Genomic DNA, 14,644 nt, shown 5'->3' on the forward strand with positions numbered 1-14,644 from the left:
TCTTCTGGATCCATCTGGCGGTCGGCGTCACCGCCGCCGTCGTTGTCCTCATGCTGGCGGTGACCGGCGTGATCCTCACCTACGAGGTGCAGCTCAACGAGTGGGCGCTGCGCGACTATCGCGCCGACCCGCCCTCCCCGGGCGTGGCGCCGCTCGGGCTCGACGACTTGATCGCGCGCGTCTCCGGTGGGACGTCCGCCGCTCTCGTCACTTCCGCTGCGTTGCACAGGGATCCGCGAGAGCCAGCGGTCGTCGGGCTCGACGATGGAACCACCGTTTATGTCGACCGCTTCACCGGCGAACGGCTGGGCAACGGCGACACGCGGACGCGACGCTTCCTCCGCAGCGTCATGTACTGGCACCGGTGGTTCGCCCTCGACGGGGAGTACCGCATCATCGGTCGGACGGTGGTGGCAGTCGCGAACCTCGGGTTCCTGTTCATGCTCGTCAGCGGGATCTACCTCTGGTGGCCGTCGACCCGCAGCCGCGCCGCCTGGAAACACGGCCTGTGGTTTCGCCCCCGCCTCAGGGGACGGGCGCGCGATTTCAACTGGCACAAGGTGATCGGCTTCTGGTCGGCCGTTCCACTCGTCATCATCGTCTTCAGCGGGGCCACCATCTCGTATCAATGGGCCGCCGACCTCGTCCATCGGCTGGCGGGCGACACGCCACCGTTCCAGCAGTCGCCGCGGCCGCCGCAGCCGGACACGTGGGAGACCCCATCCGCCGCGCCGGACCCGGCCACGCCGCTTGTCGAGCTGCAGGCACTGGCGGCGAAGGCCGGCGCCGGGACGCCCGGATGGCGGACGCTCACGATCGACCTTCCCGAGTCGATTCACGATCCCGTCGTGGTCACCGTCGACCACGGGACGGGCCGCCAGCCGTCGAAGCGCGAGGACCTGCTGTTCGACCGCGCGACCGGCGAGCTGGTCGGGCGCGCCGGCTATCCAACCTTCACGCGCGGCTTCAAGATTCGCCGCTGGTTGCGGTTTGCCCACACCGGAGAGGTGTACGGCGTGGTCGGGCAGACGATCGCCGGCGTCGTGTCCCTGGGCGTCGCCGTCCTGGTCTGGACCGGTCTCGCGATGAGCTGGCGCCGTTTCTTCGGCCCCGCCGGCTCAGGCACGCGGAGGCGGACTTAAGGCCTACTCGGCGCCGGTGCTCGCTCCGCTCAGCACGTCCGCCTCGAGGACCCTGGCTCCGCGAAGTGTGCCGCCCATGGAGTAGTTGCCTTCGTGGCAGGCGTACTCATACACGTTGCCTTCGTCGGCCTTCCACAGGTACTCGCCGGTCCAGGGAGCGGTCCACGTCGCGTGGTCCTCGACCGTGAAGTTGTAGAGCACGTCGCCCCCGACCTGCACCGTGAAGCGCTCGGTGACGCGCGCGTTCTCCGACCCACCGCGGAATCCCCGTCCGTTGGGATGGAAGTTCGTTGTCTCCACGACGAGTGTGTCGCCTTCCCACCACCCGATCGAGTCGCCCAGCCACTTCGTGACCTCGGGACCCGGATGCTCCGAGTTGAGCCGCACGATGCGTGCGTCATGGATCATCTCGAGCAGGATGACGACGTGGGTCTCGGTCTGCACGATGCGCTTGAAGTTGTTGTACAGACTCGGCAAGGTCGGCGCCGCGCCGGTGAATCCGACGAGGCACCGCTCGCTCGTGGGGAGCGACTCCGGACCGTCGTAGGGGCCGGGCCCGTCGTGCTCGACCCACCACGCGGTGCCGTCGTTCGGCCGCAGGAAGTGGGCGAAGGTGGCCCTCATCCTCTCCTGGGCCGCCTCGGTCATCGGCGGCATCCGGCCGTTCGGAGGATCGATGATGATCGAGGTCGGGATTTGGCCGTCTACCCGGTAGGTGTCGGAACCACGATCAATCCAGAACAGGTTGTAGCCGCCGACGTTGCCGGCGCCGAACTCGTTGCCGCCGCCCGCAGTGTGCTCCAGGCCGACGACCTTGGCGCCACCTTCGGGCGGCGCCTCCCGGTTCGCGTCTGACTTCGCCACACCGCCCTCCTGGATCAGCCGCTCCTCTTCGGCGATCTCCGCTGCCTCTTCGGGGGTCAGGTAGGCCCGCTCGCCGAGGCGCACCGGCCGCTCGAGCGGAGTCAGGGTCGCCGCGTCGTAGGTTCCGTTCAGGTCCGGCCGCCCGCTGGCGGTCCGGGGAATCCCGTCGTCCTGGGCAGCCAGGGCCGGGACAAACAGGAGCACGAGGATGGCCACCAACGGCAAGCTTACAGGACGCTTCATGATGCAGGACCTCCAATTCGGAACGTCGATGCCCCTAGTCTAACCCCTCGCCGCGTTGGCGAGCCGGCTACTCGGCCGACGCTCTCGCGGCCTCCGCCGCGCGCATCACCCGCAGGAAGTTGCCGCCCCAGATCTTCCCGATGTCTTCCTCGCTGTAGCCACGCTCGAGCAGGCCGAAGGTCACGCCCAGAGCTTCGCTGGCGTCGGCGAAACCCTCGACGCCGCCGCCGTGGTTGAAGTCGGACCCGATGCCGACGTGGTCCACGCCGATCCGGTCGACGATGTAGTCGAGATGGTCGAGCATCGAGTCGACGCTGCCGGGCCCGAGGAGGTCGCTGATCGACTGCGTGAAGACCGAGCGGGCTGCCGGGTCGTCGATCTCCCAGTAAAGCTCGAAGGGATACAGGTAGTCCTCGAGCACTCCCGCCTCGCGCCGGGCCTCCCGGATCGCCTCGTCCAGCGCGGCATCGCTCGAGTCGTAGAGATAGCCCCGGAACGGGCAGACGTGGATGACGCCGCCGATCGCGCCGATGCCGTCGATCTCCTCGTCGCTCAGGTTGCGGCTGACGTCGGTGAGCTGCCTGGCGTTCGAGTGACTCGCGATGACCGGCGCCGTCGAGACCTGCAGCACCTGCAGCACCGCGTCCCGCGACAACTGGGACACGTCGACGACTCCGCCCAGAGCATTGATCCGCTCGATGGCCGCGACCCCAAGGGCGGACAGCCCGCCGTGCTCGGCCCCTTCGTGCGTCCCCGTCGCCGCGTCGAAGACCGGCCGCGACGAGTCGGCGAAGTCGTTGTTGCCCAGGTGCGTAAGCGCAAACACGCGCGCGCCTTCACCGTAGAAGTCGTCCAGCGCCGCGACATCGGTGCCCAGGATCATGGCGTTCTGGAAGCCGAGGATGAGCGCCGCCTTGCCTTGCTCATGGGCAGCGACGATCTCATCGACTGACCGGGCGACGACCGCGTTGTTCGCCGGGTCCGCCGCCAACTCGAGCACCGCCGCGACCTCCTCGTCGGCTCTTGACCGGGCGGCGGCGTAGCCCTCCGCCGTGCGCGGTCCCGAACCGACCGCGACGGACATGACGACCGCATCGACGCCGCCCGCGTGGAGCTTGGCCGGATCGACCTGGGATAGCCCATCGTCCCCGACGTAGGGGGACGGCGCGTCCGGAAGCTCTGTGTCCGCGTGGGCATCGAGGACCAGTACGCGCTCATGAATGGCGCGAGCCTGTTCGAGAAGCGCCTCGGACGATGGGTCGGCGTCCACACCGTTCTCACCTGGAGGACCGGCGGCGCACCCGAGCGCCAGAGCACCGACGAGTGCGACAGTCAGGAATGCTCTTCGATCCATGGTTCTCCTTCCTCCCATCACGACGCGACGCGCACGATCCGCGTTCCCACGTTGCCGCCCGCCAGCAGGTCGACGAACGCCTCCGGCGCCTTCTCCAGGCCTTCGAAGACATCCTGCTTCGGCACCAGTCTGCCGGCCTCGACCCATTCGCGCATCCGGGTCCAGGCCTCCGGATAGCGCTTCGCGTAGTCGAAGACGAGGAAGCCCTCCATGCGAACCCGGAAGTTGATCAGCAGGCCCGGGACGCCAAACGGCCCCGGCGCCGGCTTGGACGTGTCGTACTGGGAGACGACGCCGCAGCAGACGATGCGGCCGCCGACCTTCATCCGCCGCAGCGCGCTGCCAAGGACCTCGCCGCCGGTGTTGTCGAAGTAGATGTCGATGCGATCGGGCGTCGCCTCCTTGAAGTCGCCCCGGAAGTCCGGACTCTTGTAGTCGACGGCGGCGTCGAAGCCGAGTTCCTCCGTGAGCAGGCGGCACTTCGCCTCGCCGCCGGCGACGCCGACGACGCTGCAACCGACGATCTTCGCCATCTGGCCGACCAGGTGCCCGACCGACCCGGCGGCCGCCGAGACGAGGACGGTCTGGCCTTCCTTCGGCCCGCCGACGTCGAAAAGCCCGAAGTAGGCCGTCAACCCGTTCGTCCCGTAAACGCCGAGATGGTGGGCCGGATCGCCGCCGCCATCGCTCTCGTCGACGACGCGCACTTTCGCCGCCGCGTGGACCGAGTAGTCCTGCCAGCCGGCCGGGCAGACGACAAGCGAACCGACCGGAATCGCGTCGTCGTTCGACGCCTCGACACGGGCTACCGCCGTGCCGCTCATCACGATGCCGGCACGCGGCGCCCCGGCGTAACTCGCACTGCCCTGGAGACCCGCCCGCTGGCCTGCTCCGATCGTGATCGCGAGCGTGCGGCACAGCACCTCTCCGTCGCCCGGCGCCGGCGCCTCGGCGGTCCGGAGTGCGTAGTTGCCGGGCTCGAGCCGGTCCGTCGGCAGCGAGTCGATGATGATCTGGCGGTTCTCGGTCATGGCTGGCTCCGGGGGATCGTGGGTTTCACCGGCCTCCCGCCGGTCGCGGCACCCTATCCTCCGCCGCCGTCGCCCAACCGCTTCTCGATCCGCAGTAGCGAGTCCCTGATCTCGCTCAGCAGCTTCGCCGATTCCACGCTCGCCTCACCCTCGGCGGCCGTGGCTGCCGACGCAGCGGACAACCCGCCTCCCGGTCCTCCGACCCGCTCGCGCTGCGCCAATACGGCCGCCCTGAACTCCTCCGTGCCCTCGATGCCGACCAGCTTGACGAAGCTGCCCTGACCGGATTGGCCGGCCGTCTCCACCGACAGGCCGCGCAGGCCGAGAGACCTCATGATCGGCCCGTGTGACATCGCCAGGTCCGTGATCTTGTCCAGCGGAACCGTCTTCTCCTGCCGCACCAGCACGCCCCTCGCGACGTGGAGGTTCTTCTCGGTCAGCACGCAGCGAACACGCTCCAGGTAGCGGCCCGTCAGGGCATAGCCGATGGGAAACCAGAAGATGAGAAGGGGAATCCCGACGATGCTGACGGTCAACACGAGCGCACCCGTCAGCAACCAGTAGGTGCGCACCTTCGGGTTGAAGGTCGCCTCACGGAGGATCGGCTCTTCACCCGTGTGCAGCTCCGGATCGGCTATGGCGACGTCGGTCATACGCGGCTCCCCATCGTCGGGACGGTTCGTAGAATCGGGACGAAACCGACCCGGAGAATGTAGCTGATGAAGAGCCCGACACGGCTTGCGCTCACGAGCGTCGCGCTAGTAGCAGGTATGGCGACCTGGAGCTGCGAAGACGAGCCCGCTCCCTGCGGCGAACTCTCCGGTACGGGTGCGGAGGAGTGGAACCCGAGGCTCCGTGGAGATGTCGAAGCGGCCCTCGGGCCACGCCGGCAGGGCTTCCAGGCAGACCCCAATAACGACGAGGCCCGCCGCGGCTATGCCGAGGTCCTGTTCAAGCTGGGCGACATCTGGGAGGCCGACGAGATCATCGCACCCCTGGGCACGACGACCACGTGCCACGCGGGCGATCTTCGGCTCGCGGCCAGAACGGCATACCTGCTGGGCGACTACGAACGGGCCGCGACCCTGAACGACCGGCTTCTCGAACTCGCCGACGAGGGCTCGGACATCCATGCCCAGGCTCTCCGCGGGCTGACGCTGGCCCACTACCAGACCAACGACTTCGCGAGGGCCCGGGAGCTTCCCGCGCCGGACACGGCGGAAGGTTCGGCCAGCCTGCTCACCTTCATGCAGGCCTTCGACGGCGAGCCCTACGGCATCGAATGGACCGGCGACGAGAGAGTCGCCCACCTGCCGATGACGAACGACATCACGCAACCCGGCGCCCTGCCCCATGTAACCCTCGAGATCAACGGCGAAGCGGTCGACCTGATCCTCGACACCGGCGGCGACCGGCTCTACCTCGACAAGGGCATCTACGAGCGCCTCGGCCCGCCGACCCTCGCCAACCGCGAAGCCCGCTACGCCTACACAGGGGGCGAGACGGTCGAGGAACCGCTAGGGGTCGCGGCAACCGTCACGTTGGGCGACGTGACGCTCTTGAACGTGCCGGTCATCGGCGCGACCTGGAAGGCCCTCGGCCAGACCTCCGACGGCGTGCTGACCACGCAGATCCTCAGGCAGTTCCTGACGACGGTCGACTACGACAACCGGCGCATCACCTTCCGCGAGCGAAGCGAAGAAGCTCTTGCCGAAGTGATGGAGACCTTCGGCGACACACCGCCCGTCGAAGTGCCCTTCTACATGACCAGCACCCACTTGATGTTCGCCAAGGGCAGCCTGAACGGCCACCCTGGAATGAACTACTTCCTGGATTCCGGCCTGGCCGCGAGCATGCCCCTCGTCATCGTCGAGGAGACCGTCGAGTTCCTCGAGCTGGAGAAGACCGAGATCGAGGGCACGCCCTACTACTGGTCGCCGATCGAGTCCCATGGCCTGGACGGTCTGCCCAGCGGTCCGGCGCAAGCGCTCGGCAACGTCTTCGTCGAAAGTGACTTCTTCTGGCGATTCGGCTTCATGGCGGACGTCCTGATCTCGCACCAGTACCTATGGCCCAAGGGGTCGTGGACGATGGACTTCGACGAGATGAAGTACTACTTCCCCGGTGAGGGCTCGTAGAACCCCCAAGTTGCGAACAACGCCTACCGGGTCACGGCAACGTAGAGCGACGCCTCCGACCAGTCTCCCGCGCGGTTGAACTCGACGATCATCGGTCGGGTATCCGGCTTCCAGCCGTGCCGGGGAAACCAGTCGCGAAACCAGGTCTCGTAGGTCTCACGCACCGAGGCCGGACCGCGGTGGTGCACCACGGCGTAGGCGCCGCCGGGAAGGTGGCGCTCCTGGATGCCCGGGCCGACCACACGCCCCAGTTCGTCAGGCACTTCGATCGCCGCGTCCCACCGCGTGTTCTCAGGATCGGTGATCGTCTGATCGTCCCAGTAGATGCCCAGGAATTCCCCGCGCTCGAGAAGGCCAAGCGGCTCAGCCCAGTGCCGGAGATGGTCGTAGGCGTCGTCCGCTTCGTCGTAGTGCCCCACGACGCGCACGCAGGCAACCCGGGAGGGTGGCCGTCGCACGACCTCGAAGGCCTCGGTGCTCTCGCGTACCCGCGCCCTCAAGCCCTGGCGGTACTCGCTGGGTGAGACTCGGAACCGTGCGCGGAAGGCACGAGTAAACGCTTCCGGCGCTTCGTAACCCGTTTCGAGCGCTACCTCCGTGACGGTCGCTCCCGGTCGGCGCAACAGCCATGCGGCCCGCTCGAGCCGCAGGCGCCGCGCGTAACGGGCCGGCGACTCCCCCACCTGCGCAACGAAGAGTCGCTGCAGATACGCCGGGGACAGCCCGATGTGGCGGGCCAGGTCCTCTAGCCGCACCGCCTCGGCGAGATGATCCGCGATGTAGTCGATCGCCGCCTGGACGAAGAGACGGTGTCGGCTGTCCGTCGAGGCTCTCATCTTGAGTCACTCGAAGATACCGGGTACCGGACGCAACACGATCTCCTGGCCGACGTCCGGCGGCACCCAGTCCTCGTAGCGGCTTCCGTTCCAGGCCATCCACAGGTAGCGCTCGGCCTCCAGAGGCTCGGCGAAGTCGTAGCGAATTGACGTCGGTCCTCCGCCTCCCGGATCCACTTCGAGGACTTCGACCCGGAGATCGCTCAGTTCCGTCACATCTCCCGCCAGGAAAGGCCTCTCGCTCGACCGGTGATAGCGGCTGAAGGGGTCGGGAAACAGACCCGCTGCGGGTTCGACGAGAAGCTCCGTCTCCCCAACCCGCACGACCCGCACATCGGTCAAACCGTTCGACAGCACCCGTACTCGCCGTGGCGCCGCGCGTCCATCGGCCCAACGCATCGTGACGACCGAGGTCGTGAGGTACACGGAGTCCGTCGGATTGACCAGGATCAGGTCGCGGCGCTCCAGTCCGGCATCGTCCGGCACGCTCTCCGACGCGGTCTCCATTCGCCTTGCCGCCCGATTCTGGACGTCCAGGAACACGTAGGCGGCCACCGGCGCCACCAGAAGATGGAACACTAGGAACCCGCCGAACGCCAGCCGCCGCGACGCGTCGAGAGGACCAGCGGCAACGCAAGCAAGAAGCCCCATCGAGCAGAAGCCGACGAAGAACAGCAGCCGGTTCTGCGGGCCGACCGCGCTGATCGGGACCAGCGAGAGGACGGCCCCGAGCAGGAAGAAGCGAGCAAGGGGGCTCCGGCGCAGGACCTTGAAGAAGAGCCAGCCGAGGCCGACGACCAGGGTCAGCGCCGCGAACCGGAGGCCCCACGCCGCACTCGTCCCGGAGTCCATGACAAACGCCCAATCCGCGGGGAAGGGAGTCCACTGCCCCAGGATCAGCGCCGAGGTCCGATCGGCGAGAAGGGAAACAAAACCCGCCGGATCGCCGAGGGGATCGACGTAGACACCAGACCCCTGCGCGCCGAAGCCACCGATTCGATAGGCAAGGAACCAGGCGAGCGCCACGCCGGCGTGCGGCAACACGGACAGGAGCCGGCGCCGCCACGAGCCGCGGTCGAGGACCAGCACCCACGCCCCTAGAAGCGCCACCGTCGAGACACCGAGCTCAGCGGACAGCAGCGAGAGGGCGAGACAGGACGGCGCCAGCACGCCACCGACCCGCCACCCGTCGTCCCGCCACCTTGCGTGGCACTCCAGGCACAGGAGACCGAAGAACGTAGCCAGCAGGGCGTTCCGGTTGGCGATGTACGCCGCCGGCAGGGAGTGGGCGTCATCCACCGCGTAGAGAAGGGCGGCCAGGCCCGCCGCCCACGGCGCTCCACGGCCCTCGCGCCCGAACAGGCGGCGGTACAGCGCCGCCGCGACTCCCACGCAGAGCCCCAGCCACACCAGGCTGTGCAGGTGCATGAGCGCCGGCAAGTCCGGCCACAGCAGGTAGTCGAGCTGCATTGAAAGCACACTCAAGTAGCGAAAGTTGGCGTGCCGCAGGTCCGGGCTAGCCCACCACGGCAGCGTGCCCTCCTCGATCTGGGCGCGATTCCTGAGGGGGTCGCCGTCGTAGAAGACGAAGAGCTGGATCGAAGGGTCGCCGAGCCCCAGGAGGCGGAAACGCTGGAGGTGGTCGTCGAGCTGGAAGCCGCCCCAGAGCGCGGGCAGCAACAGCAGAGCGGCCAGCACTCCTACCGCGACCGGCAACCGCCGGCGCTGCAATAGCCGGATGACCGGCCCGGCCCGGTCAAGTGTCGTGCCCACCCCCGAAGTCTGAGGGCGAGGGAGCGTCCGCGCCTGACTGAAGCTGCGGCCGCACCTAACCGATCTTGCGAATCAGCCCCACAGCGGCCACGCCGCGCCACCTCCTGGCGGGACGATAGGATGCGCCCTTGTCTCCAAGACAGGTCTCAGGGATCGAGGGAGGAAGGCGGATGAGAGTTCCGGCTGCGCCGGTAGTGGTACCGATCGTTCTACTGGCCCTGGCGGCGCTCGTCGCCGGCTGCACGCAGAACACGGGCGCCGAAGGAGCGGAGGCTCAGGAGACCGCGAGTTCTGTTCTGCTACGAGCCGTCCAGGACGAGGAAACCGGCTCGATCTCGATCTACCGGGAGGGCGAAGAGGAACCGATCGTCACCCAGAACGCCAGCGCGGAGCACCGGCCCTTCCTGCACCCGATCGTCGCCCCGGACGGCAAGGGTCTGGCGACGCAGTACAGCCCGGGCCACCACCCGCACCAGACCGGGCTCTACTGGGGCTTCACCCGCGTCAACGGCGAGCCGATGGACGCGGACACGCTCCGGCAGTGGTTCTACCGCCGCGACAAGCCGGAGGAGATCGCCAAGGCCATCGGCCGGGACTACTTCCACAACCCCGGCGGGGACTACTGGCGGCGCGAATCGGCTTCCGTGGTAACCCAGGCCGGGACCGAGGTGCAGTGGCAGACGGTCTACGGCATGCTGGACGCCGAAGGCAACGCCTTCATGACCGAGACCCAGAACTGGTCCATGCGGGCTGAGGAAGACCGCTTCATCCTCGACCTCGAGTGGGCCGGTGAGGCGCACACCGAGGTCTCGATCAACGAGATGTCCTACGGCGGCATGTTCCTGCGCATGCCCTGGCATAAGGACATCGCCGGCGAGGCCGTCAACGCGGCACGGCAGCGCAACCGCCAGGCGGAGGGCCAGCGCGCGATGTGGGTCGACGTCGGCATGCAGGTCGAAGGCCGCGACGACTTCCTGCACGTCGCGATCTTCGACCACCCGATGAACGCCGGCTACCCCCAGACCTGGCGTGTCGACGGCCAGCTCGGTGTCGGACCCACCCGCGCCCGGATGGGCGACTGGCACATCCCCGAGGGCGCGACCGAGGTCATCCGCCATCGCCTGATCGTCTACACCGGCGAGCTGAACGACCTCGAACTGACCGAGGACTGGGAGGAGTACACCGGGGCCGCCGAGGGCTCCTACTCGACGTCATCGCTATGGGGCATCGCCCAGCGGGAAGCGAAGCAGGAGAAGTTCCTGACCCCGGAAGAGGCGGTCGATGCGATGACCGTGCGCGACGGGTTCAAGGTCAACGCCTGGGCCTCGGAGCCCATGATCACCCAGCCCATGGCCTTCGCCTGGGACGACCGCGGCCGCATGTGGATCGCCGAGAACCGCGACTACGAGACCCGCGGCCGCGGTTTCTCCGGTTCGGGCGACAGCCGCATCCTGATTCTCGAGGACACGGACCGTGACGGCGCCGCCGACAGCAAGAAGGTCTTCGCGGAGGGCATCCCGTTCCCGGCGGCGCTTGCGGTCGGCTTCGACGGCGTCTTCGTCGGCGCGCCGCCCCACCTGCTGTTTCTCCCCGACCGCGACGGCGACGACGTCGCCGACATGGACGACGCCGAGATCCTGCTGACCGGCTGGGGCATCCGCGACCGTCACGAGACGATCAACAGCTTCCACTGGGGGCCCGACGGCTGGCTTTACGGCCTGGAAGGCTTCGCGACGCCCTCCAGGATCCGCAAGCCGGGACCCGACGAGACGATCTACGGCCACAACGACCCCTTCCCCGATGACCTCTTCGAGTACGACGGAGTCGACATCAACGGCGGCGTCTGGCGCTACCACCCGACGAAGGACCGCTTCGAGGTCGTGGCCCACGGCTTCAGCAACCCCTGGGGCATCGACTACGACGCGAAGGGCCAAATCTTCATCACCGCCTGCGTGATTCCCCACCTGTTCCACGTGGTCCCCGGCGGCATCTACCACCGCCAGGGCGGCTCGCACTTCAATCCGTACGTCTACGGCGACATCCGCACGATCGTCAACCACCGGCACCGCTCCGCGCACGGGGGCGCGCGCGTCTACCTGTCGGACGCCTTCCCCGAGGAGCACTACGGCCGGCTCTTCATGGCAAACATCCACGAGCACGCGGTGCTCTCCGACGAGCTCGAGGCGAAGGGCTCCGGCTTCGTCGCGCACCACGGCGAGGACTTCCTGCTCGCCAACAACAAGCAGTGGGTCGGCTTCAGCATGGAGATCGGGCCGGGCGGCGACGTCTACGTCCTCGACTGGCACGACGCGGACATCTGCGGCAACGACGTCCAGCACAAGGAGACGGGACGGATCTTCCGGATCACGCCCGAGCAGTCGCTGGCGGAGGACTGGGAGGGCCGCTACGACGACGTCAAGGCGATGTCGAACGAGCAACTCGTGGAGCTGCAGCTCTCAAAGAGCGCCTGGCACGCGCGGCGAGCACGAGTCGTCCTGCAGGGCCGGGCGGCCAGGGACGAAGTCGACGCCACGGTCCACGACGCGCTGCGCCACGTGTTCGCGTCGAACCCGGACGGCGACCTGCGCCTGCGGGCGATGTGGGCGCTCCACGTCACCGGCGGCTTCACGCCCAACGAGCTGATGACCGCTCTGGACGACGAGGATCAGCACGTTCGCGCCTGGGCGATTCAGCTCCTGACCGAGGACCACGACGCGCCGGCCGCCGCAACGGAGAGGTTCATCGAGCTGGCGGACCGGGACACCTCGCCGGTCGTCCGCCTGTACCTCGCGGCGGCTCTCCAGCGCGTCGAGCACGACGTGCGCTGGCCGATCGCCGAGCACCTGGTCATGAAGGGCGACGACGCCGACGACCACAACATCCCGAAGATGATCTGGTTCGGCATCGAGCCCCTGGTTCCGGAGGACCCGAAGCGCGCGCTCCGGCTCGCCAGGACCTCCCAGATCCCGATGCTCACGGAGAACATCGCCCGCCGCGCGGTCGACGCGGACGAGCTCGGGTTCCTCGTTACCTCGCTCGACGACCGGTCCGAGGCCCGGCCGGCCCTGCTCCGGGGCATGCTGGCCGGACTCGAAGGCCAGGTCTACGCCGAACCCCCGGACAACTGGGAACGGGTCTACGGGCGCCTGAAGCGCGACCGCAACGTCGCCGACCTCGCCCTCGAGGTCGAACAGCAGTTCGGCGGCGTCGAGGTCGCGCGCCAGTTCCTCGCGACCCTCGACGACGAAAGCGCGCCGGCCGAGGATCGACGGCGGGCCATCCGCGGCCTCGCCGACCAGCAGCACCAGGCCCTCTTCGAGCGGCTCCCGGCTCTGCTGGACGAACCCGAGGTGCGGATCGCCGCGCTTCGCGCCTACGCCGCGTTCGACGGCCGCTGGCAAACGGGGTTCCTGCTGCTCGGGCGCTACGACTCCTTCAACGCGGATGAGAAGCTCGCCGCCGTCCAGACGCTCGCCTCCCGCCCCATCTACGGACGCGTGTTGATGGGCGCGATCAAGGAGGGAAGCGTCCCGCGGCGCGACGTGCCGGCCTACGTCGCCCGCCAGCTCCACCGCGTCGTCGGCAGCGGCTTTCTCGAGGTCTGGGGACCGATCACGCGGGTCTCCAGCGAAAAGGCCGCGGCCATCGCGAAGTACACGACGATCCTGAGCGACGAGGCGGTCGCGGCGGCCGACACCGCGCACGGCGAGCAGATGTTCACCGAGCTTTGCGCCGTGTGCCACCAGATGTTCGGCGAAGGCGGTCTGATCGGTCCGGACCTCACGGGTTCCAACCGCACGGAGCTCGATTACCTGCTGACGAACATCCTCGACCCGAGCGGCGACATCCAGGACGTCTACCAGACCCTGATGGTGACCACCCGGGACGGCCGGACCTACTCCGGCACCGTCGCCACGAAGAGCCCCCGCTCCCTGACCCTGCGCGTCGTCGGCCAGGACGAAGTCGTCATCGCGCAGTCGGATATCCAGTCGTTCGACTACTTCCCGCTCTCGATGATGCCGGAGGGACTGCTCGATCCCTACACCGACGACGAGGTGACGAACCTCGTCGCGTACCTGATGACCGCGCAGGAAGAAACGAGCCCTCAGGGCCCCTGAGGCCTTCGAGGGACGCGGACATGACGAACGTCGCCATGATCGGCCTCGGCTTCGGCGCCGAGTTCATCCCCATCTATCAGGCCTACCCCGGCGCCAACGTCCACGCGATCTGCCGCCGGGACGAAGCGGAACTCAACAAGGTGGGCGACCAGTTCGGGATCGAGCGGCGCTACACGGACTACGACGACGTGCTCGCCGATCCGGACGTCGACTACGTCCACATCAACACGCCGATCCCGGACCACGCCTGGATGTCGCTCGCCGCGCTCGACGCCGGCAAGCACGTGATGTGCACCGTGCCGATGGCGACGACCGTCGACGACTGCCGCAAGATCGTCGAGAAGGTCGCGGAGACGGGCCTCAGGTACATGATGGCCGAGACCGTCGTCTATAGCCGCGAGTTCCTGTTCATCAAGGAGCTGTACGAGAGGGGCGAACTCGGCGACATCCAGCACCTGGCGGCCTCGCACCCGCAGGACATGGACGGCTGGCCGTCCTACTGGGAGCGCATGATCCCGATGCACTACGCGACCCACGTCGTCAGTCCGTGCCTGGGCCTGGTCAACGGCCTGGCCGAGTACGTGAGCTGCTTCGGCTCGGGCGCGGTGCGCGACGACATCGCCGAGAAGTCCGGCAACCGCTTCGCCGTCGAGACCTGCCACATCAAGGTCAAGGACAGCGACCTGGTCGCCCACATCTGGCGCTTCCTCTACGACGTCGCCAGGCAGTACCGCGAGAGCTTCGATGTCTACGGCACGAAGAAGAGCTTCGAGTGGACGCTGATCGAAGACGAGCCCCACGTCCTGCACACCGCGAAGAAGCCCGAGCACGAGATCCCGGAGAAGATCGAGGTGCCCGACTACGCGCACCTTCTGCCGGAGCAGATCCGCCACTTCACCCTGCCGCAGGAGATCCACGACGCCGAGCACCTCTCCTTCATCCAGGGCGGCGGCCACGGCGGCTCCCACCCCCACCTCGTCCACGAGTTCCTGAGCGCGCTCAACGACGACCGCGATCCCTGGCCGAACGCGGTCACCAGCGCCAACTGGACCTGCGTCGGCATCTGCGCCCACGAGTCGGCGCTCCAGGGCGGCGAGATCATCCGGCTACCGAGCTTCACGCTCGGACCATAGGACCCCAACCAA

General features: G+C 68.0%; 10 protein-coding genes. 4 read left to right on the top strand and 6 right to left on the bottom strand.

Annotated features, from left to right (window positions below):
• The first annotated feature begins 14 nt into the window (after positions 1–14).
• Entirely contained in the window at positions 15–1,142 is a 1,128-nt protein-coding gene (locus OXG83_06535; protein ID MCY3964673.1) for a PepSY-associated TM helix domain-containing protein, read from the top strand.
• Between the two features lie 3 nt (positions 1,143–1,145).
• Here the strand turns inward: OXG83_06535 and OXG83_06540 are convergent, their stop codons facing one another.
• The 4 genes from OXG83_06540 to OXG83_06555 form a co-directional block, all read right to left on the bottom strand.
• Positions 1,146–2,249: a hypothetical protein gene (locus OXG83_06540; GenBank protein MCY3964674.1), complete on the bottom strand. Its 1,104-nt coding sequence runs from the start codon at positions 2,247–2,249 to the stop codon at positions 1,146–1,148.
• 67 nt (positions 2,250–2,316) lie between these two features.
• Positions 2,317–3,603: a membrane dipeptidase gene (locus OXG83_06545; GenBank protein ID MCY3964675.1), complete on the bottom strand. Its 1,287-nt coding sequence runs from the start codon at positions 3,601–3,603 to the stop codon at positions 2,317–2,319.
• 17 nt (positions 3,604–3,620) lie between these two features.
• On the bottom strand, positions 3,621–4,634 hold the full coding sequence (locus OXG83_06550) for an NADP-dependent oxidoreductase (protein MCY3964676.1): 1,014 nt from the start codon (positions 4,632–4,634) through the stop codon (positions 3,621–3,623).
• A gap of 53 nt (positions 4,635–4,687) precedes the next feature.
• Positions 4,688–5,287 (bottom strand): PH domain-containing protein, encoded by a 600-nt coding sequence (locus OXG83_06555; protein MCY3964677.1) that lies wholly within the window; start codon positions 5,285–5,287, stop codon positions 4,688–4,690.
• 66 nt (positions 5,288–5,353) lie between these two features.
• On the opposite strand from OXG83_06555, the gene OXG83_06560 reads away from it, so the two are divergent.
• The gene (locus tag OXG83_06560) at positions 5,354–6,772 is read left to right on the top strand and encodes an aspartyl protease family protein (protein ID MCY3964678.1); all 1,419 of its coding nucleotides are present in this window, start codon (positions 5,354–5,356) and stop codon (positions 6,770–6,772) included.
• Positions 6,773–6,795: 23 nt separating this feature from the next.
• Here OXG83_06560 and OXG83_06565 read toward each other — a convergent pair whose 3' ends face one another.
• Together OXG83_06565 and OXG83_06570 are read right to left on the bottom strand one after the other, a co-directional pair.
• On the bottom strand, positions 6,796–7,608 hold the full coding sequence (locus OXG83_06565; GenBank protein MCY3964679.1) for a helix-turn-helix domain-containing protein: 813 nt from the start codon (positions 7,606–7,608) through the stop codon (positions 6,796–6,798).
• Positions 7,609–7,614: 6 nt separating this feature from the next.
• Complete coding sequence (locus OXG83_06570) at positions 7,615–9,381, bottom strand: hypothetical protein (GenBank protein ID MCY3964680.1); 1,767 nt, start codon at positions 9,379–9,381, stop codon at positions 7,615–7,617.
• 170 nt (positions 9,382–9,551) lie between these two features.
• Here OXG83_06570 and OXG83_06575 point away from each other — a divergent pair, with 170 nt between their 5' ends.
• Positions 9,552–13,499, top strand: a complete 3,948-nt coding sequence (locus tag OXG83_06575) for a PmoA family protein (protein ID MCY3964681.1) — start codon at positions 9,552–9,554, stop codon at positions 13,497–13,499.
• A gap of 20 nt (positions 13,500–13,519) precedes the next feature.
• Positions 13,520–14,632, top strand: a complete 1,113-nt coding sequence (locus OXG83_06580; protein ID MCY3964682.1) for a Gfo/Idh/MocA family oxidoreductase — start codon at positions 13,520–13,522, stop codon at positions 14,630–14,632.
• The last annotated feature ends 12 nt before the right edge of the window (positions 14,633–14,644 follow it).

It is taken from the genome of Acidobacteriota bacterium (genome assembly GCA_026707545.1).
GTDB lineage: Bacteria > Acidobacteriota > Thermoanaerobaculia > Multivoradales > Multivoraceae > Multivorans.

Bases quoted from the DNA above. Each gene is read 5' to 3' on its own strand.
- OXG83_06540 (MCY3964674.1), bottom strand. From the start codon at position 2,249: ATGAAGCGTCCTGTAAGCTTGCCGTTGGTGGCCATCCTCGTGCTCCTG.
- OXG83_06545 (MCY3964675.1), bottom strand. From the start codon at position 3,603: ATGGATCGAAGAGCATTCCTGACTGTCGCACTCGTCGGTGCTCTGGCG.
- OXG83_06550 (MCY3964676.1), bottom strand. From the start codon at position 4,634: ATGACCGAGAACCGCCAGATCATCATCGACTCGCTGCCGACGGACCGG.
- OXG83_06555 (MCY3964677.1), bottom strand. From the start codon at position 5,287: ATGACCGACGTCGCCATAGCCGATCCGGAGCTGCACACGGGTGAAGAG.
- OXG83_06560 (MCY3964678.1), top strand. From the start codon at position 5,354: ATGAAGAGCCCGACACGGCTTGCGCTCACGAGCGTCGCGCTAGTAGCA.
- OXG83_06565 (MCY3964679.1), bottom strand. From the start codon at position 7,608: ATGAGAGCCTCGACGGACAGCCGACACCGTCTCTTCGTCCAGGCGGCG.
- OXG83_06575 (MCY3964681.1), top strand. From the start codon at position 9,552: ATGAGAGTTCCGGCTGCGCCGGTAGTGGTACCGATCGTTCTACTGGCC.
- OXG83_06580 (MCY3964682.1), top strand. From the start codon at position 13,520: ATGACGAACGTCGCCATGATCGGCCTCGGCTTCGGCGCCGAGTTCATC.